Below are 23028 nucleotides of genomic sequence, written 5' to 3'. Positions count from 1 at the left end.
CGAGGCGCCTCACGAGGGAAACAGTATGTTTGATTTGACGGGTAAGAATGCGCTGGTTACTGGCGCTTCGGGCGGGATCGGGGGCGATATTGCCCGCGCTCTGCATGGCGCTGGTGCCAATGTGGGCCTTTCGGGTACGCGGGTTGAGCCACTGCAGGCTTTGGCCGATGAACTGGGAGAGCGGGCGCATGTGCTGCCCTGCAACCTGAGTGACACAGAGGCCGTCGAGGCACTACCGAAACAGGCAGCCGAGGCGATGGGATCAGTCGACATTCTGGTCAACAACGCCGGCATCACGCGTGACAATCTGTTCATGCGCATGTCCGATGAAGAATGGCAGAGCGTCATTGACGTGAACATGACCTCGACCATGAAACTGTGCAAAGGCGTGATCCGGGGCATGATGAAGGCGCGTTGGGGTCGGATCGTGAATGTCTCGTCCGTGGTGGCTGCGATCGGCAATCCGGGGCAGGCGAACTATGCGGCCTCGAAAGCCGGAATGATCGGCTTTTCCAAGGCTTTGGCCCACGAAGTTGCCACGCGCGGCATCACCGTGAACGCTGTGGCTCCGGGTTTCATTACCACGGCCATGACCGAGAAGCTGACCGAGGAACAGAAAAAGGGTCTGTTGCTCAAGGTTCCGGCGGGTCGTATGGGCGACCCCGAGGAAATTGCGGCCGCCGTTCTGTATCTTGCCAGCCCCGAAGCGGGCTATGTTACCGGAAGCACCTTGCATGTGAATGGCGGTATGGCCATGTTGTGAGCGCATAACAGGACAGGCGCGAAAGCGTTTGCCTTGTGCGCGGACTATGTTATAGGCGGCGCATCTATGCAGGGGCCGGTCGTTCAGGTCGGCCTTCTACTTTCCCGGTGAGCCGGGACCCAAACCGCCCGGAACGGGCAAATCAAAGCCAACCCGTGCGGGCAAGGGCAGAACCGGGCAAACCGCCCTGAATAGGAATGAGGAATAGACATGAGCGACGTCGCAGATCGCGTTAAAAAGATCGTTGTTGAGCACCTGGGTGTTGAAGAAGACAAGGTTGCGGAAAACGCCTCCTTCATCGACGATCTGGGCGCAGACAGCCTGGACACCGTCGAACTGGTCATGGCCTTCGAAGAAGAGTTCGGCATCGAAATTCCTGATGACGCAGCCGAGACCATCCAGACCTTCGGCGACGCGGTCAAATTCATCAGCGAAGCGTCCTAAGCGTTTCATTTCTGATCAAAAGCGGCGCTTCCGGGCAACGGGGGCGCCGTTTTTTATTGTCGGCCCGATTTTCAGGCTTGCGTGACGCCTGTTCGCTTAGCACTGTTTCCACTGAGGCGTTATTCCAAGTGGGCAGGCGATGATAAGATCCACACCGATGATCAATACGGCACGGCTGACGCTGTGTGCGATGCGGCCCGAGGATTTTGAGCGCTTTGCCGAAATCTGGCGCGACCCTTGCGTGGTTCAGCATATCGGCGGCCAGCCCCGTTCGCGCGGTGAAGCCTGGGATTCGTTCCTGCGCAATGCGGGCCACTGGCAGATGGCTGGGTTCGGGCAGTGGGGCGTTCTGCAACAATCGAATCGCAAATTGATAGGTCAGGCCGGGTTCTTCTACGCCGATCGCGGGATGGGTGAAGAGTTCGACGCTTTCCCCGAAGCCGGTTGGGTCCTCGCCACCGAAGCCCAAGGGCAGGGACTGGGGTATGAGGCCGCGCAGGCCGCCCATGACTGGTTCGACCGGATCATGCCGGGGCCGTTGGTTGCCATGGTGAATGCCGGCAACGCGACCTCGCAGAAACTGGCGAAAAAGCTGGGCTATGTGCTGACGCGCGAGGCCGAGTACAAGGGCACTCCGGTCCACTTGCTGCGTCGCAACGGACCACCGGCGCGGGCGTAACTCCGCCGAAGGCAACTTATGCCGCAAATTGACCAGACTTTGCCGATCCCGGTAAATTGGGCCGATCCATCGCATGTATGCTATTCTGGATTTCCAGAACGATTGAGCGGAGGAGAATGCTCATGCGGATTTACCCCACGATGGAATTGCAGAACGGGCGGTGCGTCACCCTGGACAAGGGTCGCCTGGACGATGCAATGATCTGGCATGTGGACCCGGTTGAAACAGCGCGCAGCTGGGCTGCCGTCGGTGCTGAATGGATGCATCTGACCGATTTCGACGCGATCGAAGGGCGCGACACCAACGCGGGGCTGGTCGAAGAGATCATCCGCAGCGCTGAAATCCCGGTACAGCTGGGCGGCGGTATGCGCAGCCGCGAACATGTCGAGCATTGGATCGACAAAGGCGCGGGCCGTATTGTGATCGGGACATTGGCGGCGCGTGATCCGCAACTGGTGAAGGAACTGGCCAAGCTGTACCCCGATCAGATCGTGTTGGCTGTGGATGTCTGGCAGGGCTACGTGATGACCGAAGGTTGGCGCAGCCAGAGCGCCTTTACACCCGAGGCATTTATCGACGCGTTCGAAGGCACGCCTTTTGCGGCCATCGTGGTGACGGATATTGACAGCGACATGGAAGATGTCGAAGCCCAGCTTGGGCTGATTTCCGGCCTGGCGCAGCATTCGCGCACGCCTATCGTTGCCAACGGCGTGGTGCGTTCGGCCGATGATATTTCGCGGCTGGCCTATATTCCCAACATTTCGGGTGCGATGTTCGCGCGCGCATTGTTCCGCAAAACGCTGGATCTGTCAGAGGCGCTTGAGGTTGCGACGGCTGCCCATGAACCGGTAGCGCAGTTCCAATAGGACTGGCCGGGAAATCTGTTCCGCCCTTTTCCACATCCGGGAGAGGGCGGTTTTTTTTGTTCCAGCGGGGTGGCGAAACCCGGCTGCCCGGCAAGATGTGACCGGAATTGGCAATATGATGTCGGTAAGGAATGCGCCCTTGCTCTTGCCCCCGTACCCCGGGGCGGGGTATGAGCGGTTCTCATAACAGGAAGCAGGCAAGAGGCACTTCATGCGCAGAGTCGTCGTAACCGGTCTGGGATTGGTCACTCCTTTGGCCAGCGGGGTCGAAGAAACCTGGTCACGTCTGCTGGACGGAGAGTCCGGCGCTGGCCCGATCACACTGTTCGATGCCGAGGCAAGCGGGGTCACCACGACCTATGCCTGTGAAGTGCCGCGTGGGGACGGAACCAACGGCACGTTCAACCCCGACGACTGGATGCCGCCGAAAGAACAGCGCAAGATTGAGGACTTTATCCTGTATTCCATCGCGGCGGCCGAGATGGCGTGTAAGGATGCGGGCTGGACGCCCGAGGATGAAGAGGATCGCCTGCGGACCGGCGTTCTGATCGGGTCGGGCATTGGTGGTCTGGGATCGATTGCGGAAACTGCAAACCTGATCCGCGACAAAGGCCCACGCCGCGTATCGCCGTTCTTTATTCCCGGCGCGCTGATCAACCTGGCGTCTGGTCAGGTTTCGATCCGGTTCGGTTTCAAGGGTCCCAACCATTCGGTGGTGACGGCCTGTTCGACCGGTGCCCACGCCATTGGCGATGCCAGCCGGATCATCCGGTCGGGCGACGCGGATGTGATGATCGCCGGTGGCGGCGAAGGCTGCATCTGCGAGATTGGGATTGCAGGATTCAACGCGTGCAAGGCGCTGTCCACCAAATATGCAGACGATCCGAAGAAAGCCAGTCGCCCCTATGATGTTGATCGCGACGGCTTTGTCATGGGCGAAGGCGCAGGTATCGTGGTTCTGGAAGACTACGAGCACGCCAAGGCACGCGGCGCGAAGATTTATGCCGAGGTTCTGGGCTATGGCATGTCCGGTGACGCCTATCACATCACCGCACCGTCCGAGGATGGCGACGGGGCCGAGCGTTCGATGAAAGCCGCGCTGCGAAGTGCCGGGCTTGAGCCGAAGGATTTGGACTATATCAACGCGCACGGCACCTCGACCATGGCGGATACGATTGAGCTGGGTGCGGTGGAGCGTCTGCTGGGCGATCATGCCAGCAGCGCCACGATGACCTCGACCAAGTCGGCCACCGGTCACCTGCTGGGGGCTGCGGGTGCGATTGAGGCGATCTTCTCGATCCTGGCGATCCGCGATCAGGTTGCACCGCCGACGATCAATCTGGACAATCCAGCGGTTGAAACGCCGATTGATCTGGCACCAAACGCCAAGCGCGGGCGTGAGATCAATGTGGCCCTGTCGAACTCGTTCGGGTTTGGCGGCACCAATGCCAGCGTGATCTTCGGAAAGGTCAGTTAAATGTGGCGTGCCCTGGCATCGAATGCGCTGACCATTCTGGTGGTCGGCCTGTTCCTGATGGGCGGTCTGATCCTTTGGGGCCAATCCCAGTACAAGGCGGAAGGCCCGCTGGACACCGCGATTTGCCTGCAAGTGGCAAGCGGGTCGAACATGACCCGCGTCAGCCGCGATCTTGAGGATCAGGGCGCTATCACAAGCGCCACGATCTTTCGGATGGCTGCGGATTACACCGACCGGGCGCAGCGGTTGAAGGCGGGCAGCTTTCTGGTGCGCGAAGGCGCGTCGATGGAACAGATCATTGACGAAATCACCAGCAGCGGGGCCAGCACCTGCGGGTCCGAGATTGAGTATCGGATCGGCGTGACCCGTGCCCAGACCCGTGTACGCGAGTTGAACCCGGCGACGCTGGACTTCGACGAGATCGCGTCATTCGATGCCGCAGAAGACGAAACGCCCGAAGCCTATACGGAGAAGCGCAACGAAGCGGATACCCGCTATCGTGTGTCGCTGGCCGAGGGCGTGACCTCGTGGCAGGTGGTTGAGGCGCTGAAGGGGTTTGAAGCGCTGAGCGGTGAGGTGACAGAAATTCCCGCCGAAGGATCGCTGGCGCCGGACAGCTATGATGTCGTCGCCGGGCAGGACCGGAACGAAATCCTTCAGGCGATGCAGGAAACTCAGCAGTTGCGCATCAATGCAGCTTGGGAAAGCCGTCAGGATGGTCTGCCGCTGCAAAGCCCCGAGGAAATGCTGATCCTTGCGTCGATCATCGAGAAAGAAACCGGTGTCCCGGAAGAACGTGGTCAGGTGGCGAGCGTGTTTGTGAACCGTCTGAACCAGGGTATGCGGCTGCAAACAGACCCGACCGTTATTTATGGCGTCACCAAGGGGCAGGGCACGTTGGGCCGGGGATTGCGGCGCAGCGAGTTGAACCGCCCGACGCCGTGGAACACCTATCAGATCGATGGTCTGCCGCCGACTCCGATTGCCAACCCCGGTCAGGCCAGCCTGCAAGCGGCGGTTACCCCAGACAGCACGAATTACATTTTCTTTGTCGCGGATGGCACCGGTGGTCACGCTTTTGCCGAGACCCTGCAGGAGCATAACCGCAATGTCGCCAAATGGCGCGAGATTGAGGCCGAACGGAATTCGGGCAACTAAGCTCTGAGTTTGAAAGAAAAAAACAGCGCCGGTTCGGGCGCTGTTTTTTGTTGGGTCAAGCTGCGGGTTTGCGACGGGGCCGCCTGCGCTTGGATTGCGACGGCTTTGAGCCGCCACTGGCGGGCTTGGGTCGGAATCCACGGCGGCGATTGTTCTGACCGCGCGCGGGGCGTTCGGCCTGAACGGCTTCGGGCATTTCTCCGCTGGCCACGGGAATGTCGATTTTCATCAGCTTCTGAATCTGGCGCAGCAGATCGACCTCCTCCGCTGAGCAGAACGCGATGGCTTCGCCCTCGCGCCCGGCCCGTGCGGTGCGGCCGATGCGGTGGACGTAGTTGTCGGGCACCTCAGGCAGATCGTAGTTGATCACATAGGCGACGCCCGGAATGTCGATCCCACGTGCGGCCACATCTGTTGCGACCAATACATTGATTTCTCCGGCGCGGAAGGCCTTGATGGCGCGGTCACGCTGGCCCTGACTTTTGTTGCCGTGGATCGACGCGGCGTTATAGCCATCGGCGACCAGACCTTTCATCAGCTTCTCGGCCCCGTGTTTCGTGCGCGAGAAGACAAGCGTCAGGGCATCGGTGTCCTGCGACAGGATTTCCCGCAGCTTGCCGGGCTTTCCGGGTTTGCTGACAAAATGCACCGACTGGGTGATCTTGTCCGCCGCCTTGCCCGGAGGCGAGACCTGCACCCGTTGCGGGTTGGTCAGGTACGCGCGGCTAAGCTCTTCCATCTGCTTGGGCATGGTGGCCGAGAACAGCATGGTCTGGCGCGGCGTCCCCAGCGCGGGCGCGATCTTGCGCAGCGCGTGGATGAAGCCGAGGTCGAGCATCTGGTCTGCCTCGTCCAGCACCAGATGGCGAACGGCGCCAAGGTCAACCGCGCCGCGCTCCATCAAATCGATCAGACGTCCGGGGGTGGCGACCAGAATGTCGGTGCCACGGGACAGAAACATGATCTGCTTGTTAATGGACTGTCCGCCCACAACAGTGGCCACGCGCAGCTTTGTCTTTTGGGTCAGGGTGCGCAGGCTGTCGGCGATCTGGTTCACCAGCTCGCGGGTGGGGGCAAGGATCAGGGCCTTGGCGGTTTTGGGATCGGGCTTGGCCGGCTGGGCCAGCAGGTGATCGATCAGCGGCAGGCCAAAGGCCAGGGTTTTACCGGTACCCGTCTGGGCGAGCCCCAGAATGTCATGCCCGTTCAGGGCCAACGGAATGGCCTGGTTCTGGATTGGGGTCGGTTGCGAAAAATTCGCGCGTTTCAGCGCGTCATTCAAAGCTGGCGCAAGGCCCAGCATGTCAAAGTCGAACAATGTCTATCCTTTTTCCACCCCTGACCGAACTGGCCGGGGCGCATTTGAAACGGGTCACGCGGCAACCGCGCAACCGGCAGGGGTTTTGCGCGGCCTCGGGACTCACAGGCGAACCCTGTGCCATCCGGCCATCGCATCAAGAACCCTGCGTGAAGGGGAACTGGAGAAGTGTCTGTGGGGCGCTGTGGGGCGGAAGAAGCCCGGCAATGCTCACGCGTCAGCGCTTTGATGGGGCACATGAAGGCTGTGACGGCGTTTGTCAAGGTGTTGAGCCTGCATTGGGTAAACCCTAAGCGCCTCGAGGTATAGAATCTGCTGGTGTTCCTGGGCGGATTGCGGCATCGATTTTGTGGTCCAGGCCGCTGCAATTTGAGCGGGTTGTGCCGCAACCGGAATTGATCGGCACCGAGTATCACAGATGATGTCAAGAAACTTGCACGGCTCTAACCTGAAGGTCGCAAGTGTCGCCCTTGTGTTTGGCGGCATGATGTGGGGGCTGTATTGGATCCCGGTCCGCTTTTTCGTTGATCAGGGACTAAGCGGCGCTTGGCCCGGCATCGTGATGTATTCCGCTGCTCTTGTCGGTCTGGCACCCTTTTTGTGGCGCGACTGGCGGGATCTGGTGCTTCGCTGGCAGGACTTGATGTTCAGTGGCGTTTTCACTGGCGCAGCTTTTGGCCTGTTCACGATCAGCCTGATCTATACCGATGTCGTGCGCGCGATCCTGCTGTTCTACCTCACACCAGTATGGGGAACGATTGTCGGCCTTGTCTTTCTGGGCGAGCGGCTGACCCTGATCCGGCTGTTGGGGCTTGCCTGTGGGCTTGGCGGTATGGTCATCGTCCTCGGGGGCGAGCAGATCATCCCGTGGCCCAGCAATGCCGGGGATTGGGCGGCCCTTCTGTCAGGGATGGCCTGGGCTGTGGGAACACTTGGGCTGTACCGGGCGTCAGGTATTTCTGTTCCGGGGCAGGTCTTTGCGTTCATCACCGGGGCATTGTTGCTGTCAGTGGCCAGTCTGGCCTTCAGCGCGGGCGCGTTGAGCGAGCAGAGCGACGTTATTGTCCGGGTGCTTCCGATTGCGCTGCTGTCGGTCCTATACACGCTGCCGATGATTTTTCTGACAATTTGGCCCGCAACGCTGTTAACGCCTGCGCGGGTCGGTTTGCTTTTGATGAGCGAGATTGTCGTTGGCCTGATTTCCGCCGCCGTGTTCTCGGGTGAACCTTTTGGGCTGCGCGAATTAATCGGCGCGACGCTGATCGTCAGCGCGGCATTGTTGGAAATCGCGCGGGGGTAAGGCCTGAAACCGTCAGGAGATTGACGGCGAAGTGTAAACAGGTCGCACGGTGCGTGTTGCGCGTGTGTTGCGTAAAACATTGACTTCGCGCGCTTTTTTCTATATCGATTGTGCCATGCTAGAAGAGGTGGGCAACGGCCCCGGGGCGACCCGGTGGCCGTTTTTCGTTTCTCTCGTGCGGAGAAAACTCACGCATGAGGTCACAGGCAAACATGACTTTGATTACCCCGGAAGAGCGGATTTCCCAGACGGCTGACTTGTTGCAGTCGCTTGAGCGATCCATTCGCGATCTGCGCCAGGCAGCGGAAGAACTGCGCAGGCAGATCGGAGCCGGGGAGGATGCAGATCTTGCTGGTTCAGCACGGCAACTCGGTCAGCTGGAGGGGCTGATCCGAACGTGCCAGAAAGTGGAGGCAAACTTTGTCGAACAACATCACAGACAAGCCGGAATTGCCCAAGGGGGCTATGCGCTCGATCTTGAGTGCGCTCGATTTGAAATCGGGTGCAGGTTGGCTCGCCTCCGCCGATGCTGCGGTGCGGGAGAGATTTCTGAGTGAGATCGGGGAGGGGGGGCTGTGTGCCCTCCCTTTCCTGTTCGAGTTCTGGGCGCTGCCGCATCAATTGCCGCCCGAAGGCGATTGGCGGTCATGGGTGATCATGGGTGGGCGCGGCGCGGGCAAGACGCGCGCCGGGTCCGAGTGGGTGCGGTCGATGGTCGAGGGGTCTTTGCCGCTGCATCGTGGCGAGGCCAGTCGCGTGGCGTTGGTTGGCGAGACCTTTGATCAGGTGCGCGACGTGATGATCTTTGGCGACAGTGGGATATTGCAATGCTCGCCACCGGATCGTCGGCCTGTGTGGAAGGCGTCCGAGCGCAAACTGATCTGGCCCAATGGGGCCGAGGCGCAGGCGTTTTCCGCGCATGATCCCGAGGGGCTGCGCGGCCCGCAATTCGATGCGGCCTGGGTGGATGAGTTGGCCAAATGGAAAAAGGCGGGCGAGACCTGGGATATGCTGCAATTTGCTTTGCGTTTGGGGGATCGGCCTCGGGTCTGTGTGACCACGACACCAAGGAATGTGAAGGTTTTGAAGGAATTACTGGCCTCTCCGTCCACGGTCCAGACCCACGCGCCGACTGAGGCGAACCGGGCCAATCTGGCGGAGTCATTTCTGGACGAGGTACGCGCCCGTTATGCGGGTACGCGGCTAGGGCGGCAGGAGTTGGATGGTGTGCTGCTGTCTGACGCGGAGGGGGCGCTGTGGACGGGCTCGATGCTAGAGGCGGCGCGCTGTGCGCAGGTGCCCGATTTGGATCGGATCGTTGTGGCGCTGGACCCGGCGGTGACATCCGGTTCAGGCGCAGATGCTTGCGGGATCGTGGTGGTTGGCGCGCAGGTGCAGGGGCCGCCCGGGGACTGGCGCGCCTATGTGCTGGCCGACCGGACGGTGCAGGGCGTTGGCCCGGCGGGCTGGGCGCAGGCGGCGATTGACGCAATGGATGAGTTCGGGGCCGAACGTCTGGTGGCCGAGGTCAATCAGGGCGGGCAGCTGGTGGAAGAGGTGGTGCGGCAGGTGGATCCTCTGGTCCCTTATCGCGCAGTGCGGGCCTCCCGCGGCAAGGTCGCGCGGGCCGAGCCTGTGGCCGCGTTGTACGAGCAGGGGCGGGTGAGCCACGTGGCCGGGCTGGACGCGCTGGAGGAGCAGATGTGCCAGATGACCGCGCGCGGGTTCGAGGGGCAGGGTTCGCCCGACCGAGTCGACGCGCTGGTCTGGGCACTGCATGAGTTGGTTGTGGGACCAGCGGGAGCGTTTCGGTGGCCGAGGGTGCGGAGTTTGTGAGGCTCCTATTTGGTTAAGTTACAGAAGCCCACAGATCGCATTGTCCCTGTAATACCCGTAATCAACTCGTCTTCTTCTTTGCCTGGAAAGACTGTTCTTGATGGGGACATCTTGGGATGCGCACATTCCAGTTTAGCGGTTTTCCTTGATAATCATCACATCGCAAATGTCCCCGATCTTTGAGTAATCCGCTACTAAATGTCCAAGTTCATATAACGAGTTCACCAGCCCCGCGGAAAAACACGACAGATACTCCGAATTCTCCAAGTCCTCTGGGGAAGTGCCAGTCATATCCATTTTGAGTTTCAGCAAATTTACTGAAAACACAAAAACGTCAGACTTTATAGAGCTGCCGAAGTTGTCCTCGGATAATCTGTATAGATGAGTATCGACCACCGACATAACTTTAATCAGGGGCGTTTGCAGAACCGCAGGGATAAATTTACCATCCTTAGAGTCCGAAAGAAAAATCACTAAGACATCGGAGTCGTCTGGATTGACCCAAGTCAGATTCCGATCAAATTTCCCAACACCTCGATCATGCTGGAGAGGGTAAGAAACGAAGTGCTGTGGCGCGGCAAATGTACTAACGGAAAGCGATTCACTCGCACGACTTTTGGTTGCAGAGCTGAATGCAACTAACCCTGCAGCAAGAAGTGGAATAAGAAGTAGACGCAAATTTACAACCCCAAATACGTGCTTCGAAGAAACCTCACGCACTTATCGGCAGAGGTAAGCAATCACTTAATCTCAGCGCTCATACTCTGCATAGCATTAAGATGAAAGCAAGACGGGGGCATTTGTCTTGGTATTTTGTGGAGCCACAACCATTCGCCGCTACACCTTTGTTTAGTTTGATTGCAGCAAAGGAGCTTTAGGGCCGTTGCCCAACCGCCGTACGCCCCATTCCCAAGCCCTAAACTTCTTTCCGTCATAACTCCTTTCAACAAGCCGGGCAGAGCGGCGGCAGAAAGGAGCACAGATGGTATTCGATTTCTTGCGTCGTGGATCGGCTGGCGAGGCACCCGAGGCGAAGGCGAGCGCGGCGGGACCTGTGGTGGCGTGGCAGACGGGCGGGCGCGTGGCGTGGAGCCCTCGGGACGCGGTGTCGCTGACGCGGACTGGGTTTTCGGGGAACCCGGTGGGGTTTCGCTCGGTCAAGCTTATTGCCGAGGCGGCGGCGGCTCTGCCTTTGGTGTTGCAGGATCAGGCGCAGCGGTTTGATACTCATCCGATCCTGTCGCTGATGCGCCGTCCGAATGCGGCGCAGGGACGGGCGGAGTTGATGGAGGCCCTGTTCGGGCAGTTGCTGCTGTCGGGCAATGCTTATGTTGAGGCTGTACAGGCCGAGGAAGGCTTGCCGGTAGAGCTACATGTGTTGCGCTCGGATCGGATGAGCGTGGTGCCGGGGGCGGATGGCTGGCCTAAGGCGTATGATTACGCGGTCGGTGGCAAGAAGCATCGGTTCGCGGCGGAAAATATCTGTCATATCAAATCGTTCCACCCTCAGGATGATCACTATGGGTTTTCGCCGATGCAGGCGGCGGCGATGGCGATTGATGTGCATAACAGCGCGTCGCGGTGGTCGAAATCGCTTTTGGACAATGCGGCGCGGCCTTCGGGGGCGCTGGTGTGGAAGGGCGATGGCCATGGGGTGATGGCCGAGGATCAGTTCCGTCGTCTGTCGGACGAGATCGAGCAGAACTATCGCGGGGCGCGGAATGCCGGGCGGCCGATGGTTCTGGAAGGGGGGCTGGATTGGAAACCGATGGGTTTCTCGCCCTCGGATATGGAGTTTCAAAAGACCAAGGAAGCCGCCGCCCGCGAGATCGCGCTGGCCTTTGGGGTCCCGCCGATGCTGCTGGGGATTCAGGGCGACGCGACCTATTCGAACTATCAGGAGGCCAACCGGGCGTTTTATCGCCTGACCGTGTTGCCCCTGGTGACGCGGGTGGCGGCGGCGGTGTCGGACTGGCTGGCGGGCTTTACCGGCGAGGAGTTGGTGTTGAAGCCCGATCTGGATCAGGTGCCCGCATTGTCGGCGGAACGCGATGCGCAATGGGCGCGGGTCAACGGGGCCGATTTCCTGAGCGATGCCGAGAAGCGCGCTTTGCTGGGGCTGCCGGAGCGTGCCGATGGCTGAGGGGTATCCCCCGTTCGAATGCGCGCCGGGCCTGCGTCTGGCCGCGCATGAGCGGGTGGCCGAGATCCAGCACGCTCACCTCTGTCGGCGACTGGATCAGATCGAAGAGATGATGGAACGGCTGGAGCGGCGGTTGTGGCTGACGGTCTATGGCGTGGCGGCGGTGATCCTGGCGCAGGCGTTTCAGTCATTCCTTGTGGCGGCGCCATAAAGTCAGTGAGTTACATGGAGAAGTTCATGGATTTGGAACATAAATTCGCGCGGTTTGGGGACGGTCTGTCCGTCTCGGATGATGCGGTGATTGAAGGCTATGCCAGCCTGTTCGGGCAGGTCGATCAGGGCAGCGATGTGGTGCAGCGCGGGGCGTATCGAAGCTCGCTGACCGGGCTGGCCGAGGCGGGTCAGCGGGTCAAGATGCTGTGGCAGCACGACCCGGCCCAGCCCATCGGCGTCTGGGACGAGGTGCGCGAGGATGACCGGGGCCTTTGGGTCAAGGGACGTCTGCTGGAGGCGACGCAGAAGGGCCGCGAGGCAGCGGAACTGATCCGCGCCGGTGCCATGGACGGACTGTCGATTGGCTATCGCACCAAGCGGGCCGTGAAGAATGACAAGGGCCAGCGGGTCCTGACCGAACTGGAGCTGTGGGAGGTGTCTTTGGTGACCTTCCCGATGCTGCCCAGTGCGCGGGTGGCGGCGAAAGGGGCAGACCCCGAAACCGCGTTCACCTGGCGCAGTATTGCCGAGGTGTTCCGAGATGCCCGGCAGGAGCTGGCGCGGATCTAGCGCCGCAACCCCCCAATAAGGAAGTGCTGATGAGCAAGACCGAGACCCCGGCCTTGACCGGAGAGGGTGCGCCCCTGGTTCAGGAGGTGAAGCAGGCGATGGCTGGCTTCGTGAATGAATTCAAGGGCCTCAAGGCCGAAGTTAAAACCAAACTGCAACAGACAGAAGAGCGACTGACCATGCTGGATCGTAAATCAACCATCGCGGCGCGTCCGCATCTTGCGGCCTCGATCGAAGACGGCGCACCGCATCAGAAGGCGTTCGACGCTTATGTGCGGTCCGGCGAGGATGACGGGCTGCGCGGGCTCGAGATGGAAGCGAAATCGCTGTCCACCGCGGTCAACAGCGATGGCGGCTATCTGGTCGATCCGCAAACCGCTGAGACGGTCAAGTCGGTGCTGAACTCGACCGCTTCGATCCGTTCGATTGCGTCGGTGGTGAATGTCGAGGCGAACTCGTTCGACGTGCTGATCGACCATACCGATGTGGGCGCGGGCTGGGTGGATGAGGCGTCGACTACGGCAGAGACCTCGACGCCGGTGATTGACCGTATCTCGATCCCGCTGCACGAGCTGAGTGCGCTGCCCAAGGCCTCGCAACGTCTGCTGGATGACAGCGCGTTTGACGTCGAAGGCTGGTTGGCCGGTCGCATCGCGGACAAGTTCGCCCGTGCCGAGGCCGCAGCCTTTATCAACGGGGATGGGATCGACAAGCCCAAGGGCCTGATGATCCACCGTGCGGTGGCGAATGACACCTGGTCGTGGGGAAGCCTGGGCTATGTGGCCACCGGCATCGATGGCGGCGTTGATGCGGATGCGATTGTCGATGTGGTCTACGCGCTGGGCGCGCAGTACCGGGTCAATGGCACCTTCGTCATGAACTCGAAAACCGCCGGTCAGATCCGCAAGCTGAAGGACAGCGATGGCCGCTTCCTGTGGTCGGACGGTCTGGCCTCTGGTGAGCCTGCGCGTCTGATGGGCTATCCGGTGCTGATTGCCGAGGATATGCCGGATGCGGCGTCCGACAGCTTTGCCATTGCCTTTGGCGATTTCCAGGCGGGCTACACCATCGCCGAACGCCCCGATCTGCGCGTGCTGCGCGACCCGTTCAGCGCCAAGCCGCATGTCCTGTTTTACGCGACCAAGCGCGTCGGCGGTGACGTGAGCGATTTTGCTGCGATCAAGCTACTGAAATTCGGCACTGCCTAAGCGGTGACGGATCCGGGGGGCCATTGGCCCCTCGGGCGGCGGGCGCGGGCCGGGGTGAGATCCCCCGCGTTGTCTAGCTGCTCCCCTCCGTCCGAGCAACGTGGGGCGGCGCGTGCCCGCCAATTTCCTGAAGTGACGACCCCCGGAGGGGGCCGAGATTGCGGAGTGAATGGATGATGTTGATCGAAGAAACCGCCATCGCGGATGCGGCGCTGCCGGTGGATCAGTTCAAGGCGCATCTGCGGCTGGGCACAGGCTTTGCCGAGGACAATGTGCAGGACGAGGTGCTGAAGGGTTTTCTGCGGGCAGCGATTGCGGCGATTGAGGCGCGCACGGGCAAGGTTCTGATTGAACGCGCTTTTTCCTGGAGCCTGAACGGCTGGCGCGATCGGTCTGGCGAGGTTTTGCCGGCTGCCCCGGTCTCGGCGATTGATGTGGTCACGGTTACCGACGCGGCTGGCGTGGACAGCGTTGCCGATGACGGTGCTTATCGGCTGGAGCGCGACAGTCAGCGCCCCCGGCTGCGGCCTGTGGCGACTGCTTTGCCCAAGGTCCCGACCGGGGGCAGTGTGAAGATTGATTTCACCGCCGGGCTGTCGGTGGATTGGGGCGGATTGCCCGCCGATCTGGGGCAGGCGGTGCTGCTGCTTGCTGCCCATTACTACGAATATCGCGATGAAACAGCGCTTGGCGCGGGCTGCATGCCCTTTGGCGTCACCAGCCTGATCCAGCGCTACCGGATTGTACGCTTTGGCGCAGGGGTGACCCAATGAGCGCTCCGCATCTGAACCGCAAGCTGGTGCTTGAGGCCCCCATACGCGTGGCCGACGGTGCGGGTGGCTTTGCCGAGACCTGGGAGGCGCTAGGCACAGTATGGGCCGAGATAACAGCGCGCAGCGGGTCCGAGCGATCCATCGCCGGGGTGCCGGTGTCGCGCGTTGGCTATCGCATTGTCGTGCGCGGCGCGCCCGAGGGGTCCTCGATGCGGCCTTCGCCGGATCAGCGTTTCGTGGAAGGCGCGCGCCGCTTTGTGATCCGCGCGGTCGCGGATCGGGACCCACAGGGCCGGTATCTGACCTGTTTCGCAGATGAAGAGGTGGCGGCATGAGTTACGGCGTTTCAGCTGCTTTGCAGGCGGCGGTGTTTCAACAGCTTTCGAACGACGCCGATGTCAGCGCCCAATCCGGTGGCGCGATCTATGACGCGGTGCCCATCGGAACCGTGCCCGAGACCTACGTGACGCTAGGCCCGGAGGAGGTCCGGGAAGCCTCGGACAAATCCGGCGCGGGTGCATTGCATCGGTTCACGGTTTCCGTGGTGTCCGAGGCGGCTGGTTTCAGCGCGGCCAAGATGCTGGCCGGGGCAGTGTGCGATGCGCTGGAAGGCGCGGACCTGACCCTGGATCGGGGGCGTCTGGTTGGGCTGTGGTTCGAACGTGCCCGCGCCCGGCGCACCGGAACAGGCGGCGCGATCCGCCAGATCGACCTGAGATTCCGCGCCCGCGTGGAAGACGACTAAGCAATCAACGGAGAGAGCACATGGCTGCCCAGAACGGAAAAGACCTGTTGGTCAAAGTGGATATAAACGGCACGGGCCTGTTCGAGACCATCGCGGGCCTGCGCGCCACGCGGATCAGTTTCAACGCGGAAAGTGTGGATGTGACAACGCTGGAAAGCCAGGGCGGCTGGCGTGAGTTGCTGTCGGGGGCGGGGGTTAAGTCGGCCTCGATCTCGGGCTCGGGCGTGTTTCGGGACGAAGGCACGGATGAGCGCGCGCGGCAGTTGTTCTTTGATGGTGAGACGCCGGGCTTTCAGGTGATCATTCCCGATTTCGGCATTGTCGAAGGCCCGTTTCAGGTGACCGGCATCGAATACGCAGGCTCGCACAATGGCGAGGCGACCTATGAGATGAGCCTGGCAAGCGCCGGTGCGCTGAGCTTCACGGCGCTCTGATGGCCAATCCGTGGACGGGCGAGGTGGCATTGACCATCGATGGGGAGCGGCGGGTGCTCAAACTGACTTTGGGTGCCTTGGCGGAGTTGGAGCAGGAACTGCAGGCCGGGTCGCTGGTCGATCTGGTGCAGCGGTTCGAAGGTGGGGCCTATTCCAGCAGTGATGTGCTGGCGCTGATCGTGGCCGGATTGCGCGGCGGTGGGGCCGATGTGGCGCGGGCCGATGTGATGCATGCCGAGATCACAGGCGGCCCCATGGCAGGCGCAAAAGCGGCGGCAGAACTACTGGCGCGGGCCTTCATGGTGCCGGGTGGCGCATGAGCGGGTTCGACTGGCCTGTTCTGATGCGGGCCGGTTTCGTCGGCTTGCGCCTGACGCCGGAACAGTTCTGGCGTCTGACCCCTGCCGAGCTGCGGCTGATGCTGGGGCAAGGCGCCGGGATTCCCGCGATGAACCGCGCCGGACTGGACGCGCTGTTGGCGGCCTACCCGGACAAGCAACTAGGAGAGCGTGATGACGGATCGTGACGGGTTTGACGACCTGCAGGAACGGGGCGAGGCACTGGGCGACTCGCTGAGTGATGCGGCCAGCATGGCAGCGGCGTTTGACGGGCAGATGAAGCGCATCAGCGCAGCTTTTGAAGAAACCGGCAAGGATGTCGCCACGCTGGAACGCGGCATGTCCAGCGGGTTGCGCAAGGCCTTTGACGGCGTTGTGCTGGACGGGATGAACCTGTCGGATGCGCTGGACGTGTTGAAGAACTCGCTGATCCAGACGGCCTATGCGGCAGCGATCAAGCCGGTGACGGATCACTTTGGCGGGTTGCTGGCCAACACAGTCGGCAGCGTGGTGCAAGGGGTTCTGCCCTTTGCCGATGGCGGCAGCTTCAGTCAAGGGCGCGTGATGCCCTTTGCCAACGGCGGCGTGATCAGCGGCCCGACCACCTTCCCGATGCGGGGCGGCACGGGGCTGATGGGTGAGGCGGGCCCCGAGGCGATCATGCCCTTGGCCCGCGGGCCGGATGGCAAGCTGGGCGTGCGCACCTCGGGCGGTGGGCGCGCGGTCAATGTCGTCATGAACATCACAACACCTGACGTTCAGGGGTTCCGCCGCAGCCAGGGCCAGATCGCGGCACAGATGAGCCGGGCCCTGGGGCGCGGCAATCGCAACAGATAATTCCGGGAGCAGATCATGAATTTTCACGAGGTCAGATTTCCGGCCAGCCTGAGCTTTGGCTCGGTCGGCGGGCCAGAAAGGCGCACCGATATCGTGACGCTGGCCAACGGGTTCGAAGAGCGCAACACACCCTGGGCGCATTCGCGCCGTCGCTATGATGCGGGGCTGGGCATGCGCTCACTGGACGATATCGAGACGCTGATTTCCTTCTTCGAGGCGCGACAGGGGCAGATGTTCGGCTTCCGCTGGAAGGACTGGTCTGATTTCAAGTCCGGCGTGGCCTCGGCAGATGTTGCGATGGATGATCAGGTCATCGCACTGGGCGACGGGGTGCGCGCCGCGTTTCAACTGGTCAAGACCTATACATCCGGCGGCGTCAGCTATATGCGTCCGATCACCAAGCCGGTTCTGGGCACAGTTGTGCTGGGGCTGGATCAGGACGCCGTGCGCGAGGGCGTGGATTTTGAGGTCGATCTGAACACCGGCTTAGTGACCTTTTCTGATCCGCCACCCGAAGGGGTCGAGATCACGGCAGGGTACGAGTTTGACGTGCCGGTCCGGTTCGACACTGACAAGATCCAGACCAGCGTGGCCAGCTTTCAGGCCGGTGACGTCCCGAATGTTCCCGTGGTCGAGGTGCGTGTCTGATGGCCGGAGATGTTCAGGGACTGCATGGTCATCTGCAAAGCGGGCTGACCACGGTTTGCCGCTGCTGGGCGATAACGCGCACGGATGGGCAGGAATACGGGTTCACCGATCACGATTTGGCGCTGACCTTCGAGGGTCTGACCTTCAAGGCCAGCATCGGCTTGACCGCCGCCGCCATCGAGCAGGCCACCGGCCTGTCAATCGACAATACCGAAGCGATGGGTGCGTTGTCCGATGCAGCTGTGCGCGAGGAGGACATTGAAGCCGGTCGGTTCGATGGCGCTCAGGTACGGGCCTGGCTGGTCAATTGGGCCAATCCGGACCAGCGGATTTTGCAGTTTCGCGGTTCAATTGGTGAGTTGCGGCGCGCTGGTGGTGCTTTTCATGCCGAATTGCGCGGGCTGACGGATTTGCTGAACCGGCCCGTGGGGCGGGTGTATCAAAAGCCCTGCACCGCCGTCCTTGGCGACCGGTCCTGCCGGTTCAATACAGAAGTTGAAGGTTTCTGGGTTGAAGCGGATATCGTCGGGTTCGACGGGGGCACTCAGATCCGACTGGCGGGTGGAGCGGCCTTTGCGTCCGGGTGGTTCAAGCGCGGGCGTCTGGACGTGCTGTCCGGATCTGCCAGTGGGCTTTGGTCCTCGATCAAGACGGATCAGAAAACTGCCGGTGGGCGAGAGATCACCATGTGGTCCAGCATTGGCGGCGGGCTTGCCTTGGGCGACCGCGTCCGTCTGACCGCCGGATGTGACAAACGCATGCGCACCTGCCGGTTGAAGTTCAACAACCTGCTGAATTTCCAAGGGTTCCCTGATCTTCCGGGCGAAGACTGGATGATGGCTGTGCCCAAGAAAAGCAATCCGAACAAAGGGGGAAGCAGGCGGTGAAGCCCAACAGACAGGATATCGTGGACGAGGCGCGCGATTGGCTTGGTACGCCATACGTCCATCAGGCCTCGGCCAAGGGGGCGGGCACGGATTGCCTGGGGCTTTTGCGCGGTGTGTGGCGGGCGCAAATCGGGCAGGAGCCCGAAGAGGTGCCGATCTACAGCATGGATTGGTCCGAACCTCAGGGCGAGGAACGGATGTGGGCGGCGGCGCAGCGTCATCTGACCGAAAAGCCAATCGCGGATCTGGCCCCGGCGGATGTGGTGTTGTTCCGCATGCGTGACGCTGGCGTTGCCAAGCATCTTGGGATTGTGACCGGCATCGGCGCGGTCCCGCGATTCATTCATGCCTATTCCGGATATGGCGTTGTGGAAAACGCACTCAGCGATCCGTGGCGTCGCCGCGTGGTCGCTTGTTTTGAATTCCCGTTGGAGGACCGCTGATGACGACTATTCTATTATCCGCAGCCGGGGCTGCGCTGGGCGGCTCAATCGGTGGTACGGTTGCGGGCCTTTCGACTGCCATCATTGGCCGCGCCGTCGGGGCCACACTGGGACGTGTGATTGATCAGAGATTTCTGAGCCAATCCGTCATGGGCGGCGGCAGTGAAGTGGTAGAAACCGGCCGCATGGACCGGTTTCGCCTGACCGAGACAGGCGAGGGTGCCCCGGTTTCGACCGTGTTTGGCCGGATGCGGGTCGGCGGGCAGGTGATCTGGGCATCGGACTTTCTGGAAACCCGCAGTGAAACCACCGAAGGCGGCGGGGGTGGCAAAGGCAAGCCCAAAGCCCCCGAGGTTACGACCGTCACCTACAGCTACTCGATCTCGCTGGCGATTGCCGTTGGCGTCGGTACGATTGCCGATGTCGGGCGTATCTGGGCCGATGGGGAAGAGCTGGAGCACAACAGCCTGAACATGCGCATCTATCGCGGTACGGCAAATCAGTTGCCGGACTCGCTGATCGAGGCGATTGAGGGCGCGGGAAATGTTCCGGCCTATCGCGGTACGGCTTATGTGGTGATCGAGGATTTTCAGCTTGCCGCGTTCGGCAACCGCGTCCCGCAATTCTCTTTCGAAGTTGTGCGTCCCTCACAGAGCGACATGCCAGACTATGAAACCTCGCTTCCCCAACTGGTGCAGGGCGTCGCGCTGATGCCCGGCACGGGTGAATATGCGCTGGCCAGTCAGCAAGTGAACTATGCGCTGGGCTACGGCAAGAACGCACCGGCCAATGTCAGCTCGGCATCAGGTCGGACCGATCTGGTGTCGTCCACGCGGGCGTTGGGACGGGAACTGCCGGGATGCGACGCCGCCTCGCTTATCGTTTCGTGGTTCGGGGATGATCTGCGCTGCGCGTCCTGCGAAATTCGGCCAAAGGTCGAGCGTCGGGATGCGGATGGACAGGGGATGCCATGGCGTGTCTCGGGCGTCCGGCGCAGTTACGCTCAGATCGTAGCGCATGACGACAATCGCCCGGTTTATGGCGGAACCCCGGCGGATGCTTCTGTGGTCGAGGCGATCCGGCACCTGAAACAGCGCGGCAAGCGGGTCATGTTCTATCCGTTCATTCTGATGGAGCAGTTGAAGGGCAACGGTTTGCCTGACCCCTGGTCTGATAACGCCAACCAGCCGCACCTGCCATGGCGCGGGCGCATCACCTTGAATATCGCGCCGGGACGTACCGGTTCACCGGATCAAACCATCTCGGCGGATGTGCAGGTGGCGCAGTTCTTCGGGACGGCACGCGCCAGCGATTTTGTGGTTGGCGACGGCGTTGTCACCTATACCGGTCCGCAGGAATGGGGCCTTCGCCGCTTCATTCTGCACTATGCGGCGTTGTGCAAGGCCGCGGGTGGGGTCGATTCCTTCTGCATTGCGTCCGAGATGCGAGGCCTGACTCAGATCCGCGGTGCCGACGGGTTCCCGGCGGTGGCGCAGCTGCGCGCGCTGGCGTCCGAGGTGCGCAAGATTTTGGGTCCAAACACGAAAATCGGCTATGCGGCGGATTGGAGCGAGTATTTCGGCTATCAGCCACCCGGCACCAGTGATCGGCTGTTCCACCTCGATCCCTTATGGGCAGATGATGACATCGATTTTGTCGGCATCGACAATTACATGCCCCTGTCCGACTGGCGCGACGGCGAGGATCATCTGGATGCCGCCGCAGGCGCGCCGTCGATCTACGATCTGGACTACCTTCGCAGCAATATCGAAGGCGGCGAAGGGTATGATTGGTACTATGCATCGCCCGAAGAGGACGTGGCGCAAATTCGCACTCCGATCGAGGATGGCGAGCATGATGAGCCGTGGATCTGGCGGTACAAGGATCTGCGCAACTGGTGGTCGAACACGCACCACAACCGGATCGATGGCGTAAGGCAGGCAAACCCGACCGATTGGGTGCCGGGCTCGAAACCGATCTGGTTCACGGAATTGGGCTGCGCCGCCATTGACAAGGGCACGAACCAGCCGAACAAGTTTTTGGACCCCAAATCCTCGGAATCCCGGCTTCCGGCCTATTCGAACGGGATGCGCGACGATTTCATTCAGGTTCAGTACCTGACGGCGATGCTGACCTATTGGGCCGATCCTCAGGTGAATCCAAAATCACCCGTCTACGGCAAGCCCATGGTGGATCTGTCGAACGCCTATGTCTGGGCCTGGGATGCGCGACCGTTCCCGGCCTTCCCGAACCGCCGCGGGAAATGGAGCGATGGGGCGAATTATGCCCGTGGCCATTGGCTGAACGGGCGGTCCGGCGCGCGCACGCTGGCCTCGGTCGTGACCGAGATCTGCCATGGCGCAGGTGTCACCGATATTGACGTCAGCGGCCTATACGGTGTGGTGCGGGGCTATGTGATCGAAGATGTCACCAACGCGCGCTCGGCCCTGCAACCGTTGATGCTGCGCTATGGGTTCGACGCGATCGAGCGGGATGGCGTGTTGCGGTTCCAAATGCGGGACGGCTTTGGCGCCATTGACGTCGATCCGGATCGCCTGGCGATTAGCGCTGATCTTGACGGCACCGTCGAATATCGTCGCGAGGCCGAAGCCGAGATGACCGGTCGGGTCCGTCTGCGTTTTGTCCAATCCGATTCCGACCACGATATTGTGGCGGAAGAGGCGATTTTGCCCGACGACAAAACCCATTCTGTCGCGGTCAACGAAATGCCCTTGTCGATGACACGCGGCGAGGGGCGGCAAACTGCTGAGCGGTGGTTGAGCGAGGCGCGGGTGTCCCGCGACTCTGCGCGTTTTGCGCTGCCGCCCTCCATGATGCATCTTGGGGCGGGGGATGTGGTGCGGTTGTCTGACGATGACACCGGTGCGCGGTACCGGATCGACCGGCTGGAAAGCGCCGGGTTGCAACTGGCCGACGCGGTTCGCATTGAACACGGTGTCTACAAGCTGTCGGACATTGAAGACGAACCCCCGACTGTGCGGCCCTATCTGGCCCCGGTGCCCGTTTTGCCGGTCTTCATGGACCTGCCGCTGATCACCGGGGCCGAGTTGCCGCACGCGCCGTATCTGGCTGTTGCAGCGGACCCATGGCCGGGAAATGCCGCCGTCTATAGCTCGACCAATGATCAGGGCTATTCGCTCAGCGATGTGATCACCGCCCCGGCGACGATTGGTCTGACTGAAACGCCCCTGCGACGCGCAAGTGCCGGGGTCTGGGATGAAGGCCCGTTGCTGCGGGTTCGGCTGATTGACGGTCAGTTGGAATCTCAACCGCGCGAGTCTTTGCTGAACGGTCTCAATCTGGCGGCCATCGGGGATGGAACGCCCGGCAACTGGGAAATCTTCCAGTTCTCAAGCGCCTATCTCGAAAGCCCCGGTGTTTATGCCTTGTCCGGGCGGCTGCGGGGCCAGTTGGGGACCGACGCCTTGATGCCGGATGCCTGGCCCGATGGCTCACTCTTTGTGCTGCTGAATGACAGCGTCTCGCAGATCAACCTGTTGCGGACCGAGCGGCGCGTGGACAAGCACTATCGCATCGGACCGGCAACGCGCGGTTATGATGATCCGGCTTATGAGCACCTGGTTCACGCCTTTGACGGTAACGGGTTGCGGCCCTATTCCCCCGCGCATTTGGCGGTGCGTCAGATCTCCGCCGGTCATGAGGCGACATGGGTCCGGCGCACCCGGTTGGACGGTGATGACTGGTCTGGTCTGGATGTTCCGCTGGGCGAAGAGACCGAGTCTTATCTCGTTCGGGTCCACTCGGGCGGCACGGTCATTCGCGAGGATCTTTCAACACAGCCCCGCTGGACCTACTCAACGGCGATGCGGATCGCGGATGGCGTGACCGGAGCGTTTGAGATTGAGGTCGCGCAGGTCTCGGCCATATTCGGGCCGGGCGCAACGGCGCGCGCGACCGTTGGGTAAA

At 61.5% G+C, this 23028-nt stretch carries 26 protein-coding genes; 24 read left to right on the top strand and 2 right to left on the bottom strand.

What is annotated here, in order from left to right; all coding sequences use genetic code 11:
* Positions 1–25: 25 nt before the first annotated feature.
* The 6 genes from fabG to mltG all read left to right on the top strand — a co-directional run bounded on the left by fabG (position 26) and on the right by mltG (position 5387).
* Positions 26–763, top strand: coding sequence for a 3-oxoacyl-[acyl-carrier-protein] reductase (gene fabG, locus ACR0C9_RS11615; RefSeq protein ID WP_170449874.1), 738 nt, complete (start codon positions 26–28; stop codon positions 761–763).
* Positions 764–973: 210 nt separating this feature from the next.
* Positions 974–1207: an acyl carrier protein gene (locus ACR0C9_RS11610; RefSeq protein WP_008756330.1), complete on the top strand. Its 234-nt coding sequence runs from the start codon at positions 974–976 to the stop codon at positions 1205–1207.
* 139 nt (positions 1208–1346) lie between these two features.
* Entirely contained in the window at positions 1347–1886 is a 540-nt protein-coding gene (locus tag ACR0C9_RS11605) for a GNAT family N-acetyltransferase (protein WP_170449876.1), read from the top strand.
* 122 nt (positions 1887–2008) lie between these two features.
* Entirely contained in the window at positions 2009–2752 is a 744-nt protein-coding gene (locus ACR0C9_RS11600; RefSeq protein ID WP_170449877.1) for a 1-(5-phosphoribosyl)-5-[(5-phosphoribosylamino)methylideneamino] imidazole-4-carboxamide isomerase, read from the top strand.
* Between the two features lie 211 nt (positions 2753–2963).
* Complete coding sequence (gene fabF, locus ACR0C9_RS11595) at positions 2964–4229, top strand: beta-ketoacyl-ACP synthase II (protein WP_480781067.1); 1266 nt, start codon at positions 2964–2966, stop codon at positions 4227–4229.
* Positions 4230–5387, top strand: coding sequence for an endolytic transglycosylase MltG (gene mltG / locus ACR0C9_RS11590; protein ID WP_480781066.1), 1158 nt, complete (start codon positions 4230–4232; stop codon positions 5385–5387).
* A gap of 55 nt (positions 5388–5442) precedes the next feature.
* Here the strand turns inward: mltG and ACR0C9_RS11585 are convergent, their stop codons facing one another.
* On the bottom strand, positions 5443–6705 hold the full coding sequence (locus ACR0C9_RS11585; RefSeq protein ID WP_480781065.1) for a DEAD/DEAH box helicase: 1263 nt from the start codon (positions 6703–6705) through the stop codon (positions 5443–5445).
* 418 nt (positions 6706–7123) lie between these two features.
* Here ACR0C9_RS11585 and ACR0C9_RS11580 point away from each other — a divergent pair, with 418 nt between their 5' ends.
* From ACR0C9_RS11580 to ACR0C9_RS11570, 3 genes are all read left to right on the top strand, one after another.
* Positions 7124–8005, top strand: coding sequence for a DMT family transporter (locus ACR0C9_RS11580; RefSeq protein WP_170449885.1), 882 nt, complete (start codon positions 7124–7126; stop codon positions 8003–8005).
* A gap of 212 nt (positions 8006–8217) precedes the next feature.
* Positions 8218–8562, top strand: a complete 345-nt coding sequence (locus tag ACR0C9_RS11575; protein WP_170449887.1) for an aldehyde dehydrogenase family protein — start codon at positions 8218–8220, stop codon at positions 8560–8562.
* Positions 8471–9841 carry a DNA-packaging protein gene (locus ACR0C9_RS11570; RefSeq protein WP_480781064.1) on the top strand — a complete coding sequence of 457 codons (1371 nt, stop codon included), beginning with the start codon at positions 8471–8473 and terminating at the stop codon, positions 9839–9841. The genes ACR0C9_RS11575 and ACR0C9_RS11570 overlap by 92 nt, the downstream gene beginning before the upstream one ends.
* Positions 9842–9973: 132 nt before the next feature.
* On the opposite strand, the gene ACR0C9_RS11565 is transcribed toward ACR0C9_RS11570, so the two are convergent.
* Complete coding sequence (locus tag ACR0C9_RS11565; RefSeq protein WP_480781063.1) at positions 9974–10561, bottom strand: hypothetical protein; 588 nt, start codon at positions 10559–10561, stop codon at positions 9974–9976.
* Positions 10562–10823: 262 nt separating this feature from the next.
* On the opposite strand from ACR0C9_RS11565, the gene ACR0C9_RS11560 reads away from it, so the two are divergent.
* The 15 genes from ACR0C9_RS11560 to ACR0C9_RS11490 all read left to right on the top strand — a co-directional run bounded on the left by ACR0C9_RS11560 (position 10824) and on the right by ACR0C9_RS11490 (position 23027).
* On the top strand, positions 10824–11984 hold the full coding sequence (locus tag ACR0C9_RS11560) for a phage portal protein (protein ID WP_170621989.1): 1161 nt from the start codon (positions 10824–10826) through the stop codon (positions 11982–11984).
* Complete coding sequence (locus tag ACR0C9_RS11555; RefSeq protein ID WP_170449893.1) at positions 11977–12195, top strand: GTA head formation protein, RCAP_rcc01685 family; 219 nt, start codon at positions 11977–11979, stop codon at positions 12193–12195. The genes ACR0C9_RS11560 and ACR0C9_RS11555 overlap by 8 nt, the downstream gene beginning before the upstream one ends.
* Positions 12196–12221: 26 nt before the next feature.
* A complete protein-coding gene (locus ACR0C9_RS11550) occupies positions 12222–12767 on the top strand; it encodes an HK97 family phage prohead protease (protein ID WP_480781062.1) in 546 nt (181 codons plus the stop codon).
* A 29-nt stretch (positions 12768–12796) separates the two neighbouring features.
* Complete coding sequence (locus ACR0C9_RS11545; RefSeq protein WP_170621987.1) at positions 12797–13975, top strand: phage major capsid protein; 1179 nt, start codon at positions 12797–12799, stop codon at positions 13973–13975.
* Positions 13976–14148: 173 nt separating this feature from the next.
* Positions 14149–14748 (top strand): head-tail connector protein, encoded by a 600-nt coding sequence (locus tag ACR0C9_RS11540; protein ID WP_170621986.1) that lies wholly within the window; start codon positions 14149–14151, stop codon positions 14746–14748.
* Positions 14745–15083, top strand: coding sequence for a phage head closure protein (locus tag ACR0C9_RS11535; RefSeq protein WP_170449902.1), 339 nt, complete (start codon positions 14745–14747; stop codon positions 15081–15083). The genes ACR0C9_RS11540 and ACR0C9_RS11535 overlap by 4 nt, the downstream gene beginning before the upstream one ends.
* Entirely contained in the window at positions 15080–15493 is a 414-nt protein-coding gene (locus tag ACR0C9_RS11530; RefSeq protein WP_170449904.1) for a DUF3168 domain-containing protein, read from the top strand. The genes ACR0C9_RS11535 and ACR0C9_RS11530 overlap by 4 nt, the downstream gene beginning before the upstream one ends.
* A 20-nt stretch (positions 15494–15513) precedes the next feature.
* Positions 15514–15927: a phage major tail protein, TP901-1 family gene (locus ACR0C9_RS11525; protein ID WP_480781061.1), complete on the top strand. Its 414-nt coding sequence runs from the start codon at positions 15514–15516 to the stop codon at positions 15925–15927.
* Positions 15927–16247 (top strand): gene transfer agent family protein, encoded by a 321-nt coding sequence (locus tag ACR0C9_RS11520; protein WP_170449909.1) that lies wholly within the window; start codon positions 15927–15929, stop codon positions 16245–16247. Before ACR0C9_RS11525 ends, ACR0C9_RS11520 begins: the two co-directional genes overlap by 1 nt.
* Positions 16244–16453 (top strand): rcc01693 family protein, encoded by a 210-nt coding sequence (locus ACR0C9_RS11515; RefSeq protein ID WP_170449911.1) that lies wholly within the window; start codon positions 16244–16246, stop codon positions 16451–16453. The genes ACR0C9_RS11520 and ACR0C9_RS11515 overlap by 4 nt, the downstream gene beginning before the upstream one ends.
* Positions 16440–17102, top strand: a complete 663-nt coding sequence (locus tag ACR0C9_RS11510) for a phage tail tape measure protein (protein ID WP_170449913.1) — start codon at positions 16440–16442, stop codon at positions 17100–17102. Before ACR0C9_RS11515 ends, ACR0C9_RS11510 begins: the two co-directional genes overlap by 14 nt.
* A gap of 15 nt (positions 17103–17117) precedes the next feature.
* Positions 17118–17750, top strand: coding sequence for a DUF2460 domain-containing protein (locus tag ACR0C9_RS11505; RefSeq protein WP_170449915.1), 633 nt, complete (start codon positions 17118–17120; stop codon positions 17748–17750).
* On the top strand, positions 17750–18637 hold the full coding sequence (locus ACR0C9_RS11500) for a DUF2163 domain-containing protein (protein ID WP_480781060.1): 888 nt from the start codon (positions 17750–17752) through the stop codon (positions 18635–18637). Before ACR0C9_RS11505 ends, ACR0C9_RS11500 begins: the two co-directional genes overlap by 1 nt.
* Complete coding sequence (locus tag ACR0C9_RS11495) at positions 18634–19080, top strand: C40 family peptidase (RefSeq protein WP_480781059.1); 447 nt, start codon at positions 18634–18636, stop codon at positions 19078–19080. The genes ACR0C9_RS11500 and ACR0C9_RS11495 overlap by 4 nt, the downstream gene beginning before the upstream one ends.
* Positions 19080–23027, top strand: a complete 3948-nt coding sequence (locus ACR0C9_RS11490; protein ID WP_480781058.1) for a baseplate multidomain protein megatron — start codon at positions 19080–19082, stop codon at positions 23025–23027. Before ACR0C9_RS11495 ends, ACR0C9_RS11490 begins: the two co-directional genes overlap by 1 nt.
* The last annotated feature ends 1 nt before the right edge of the window (position 23028 follow it).

It is taken from the genome of Ruegeria sp. C12, from assembly GCF_056537745.1.
This window is presented reverse-complemented; position numbering and strand designations above follow the sequence as displayed.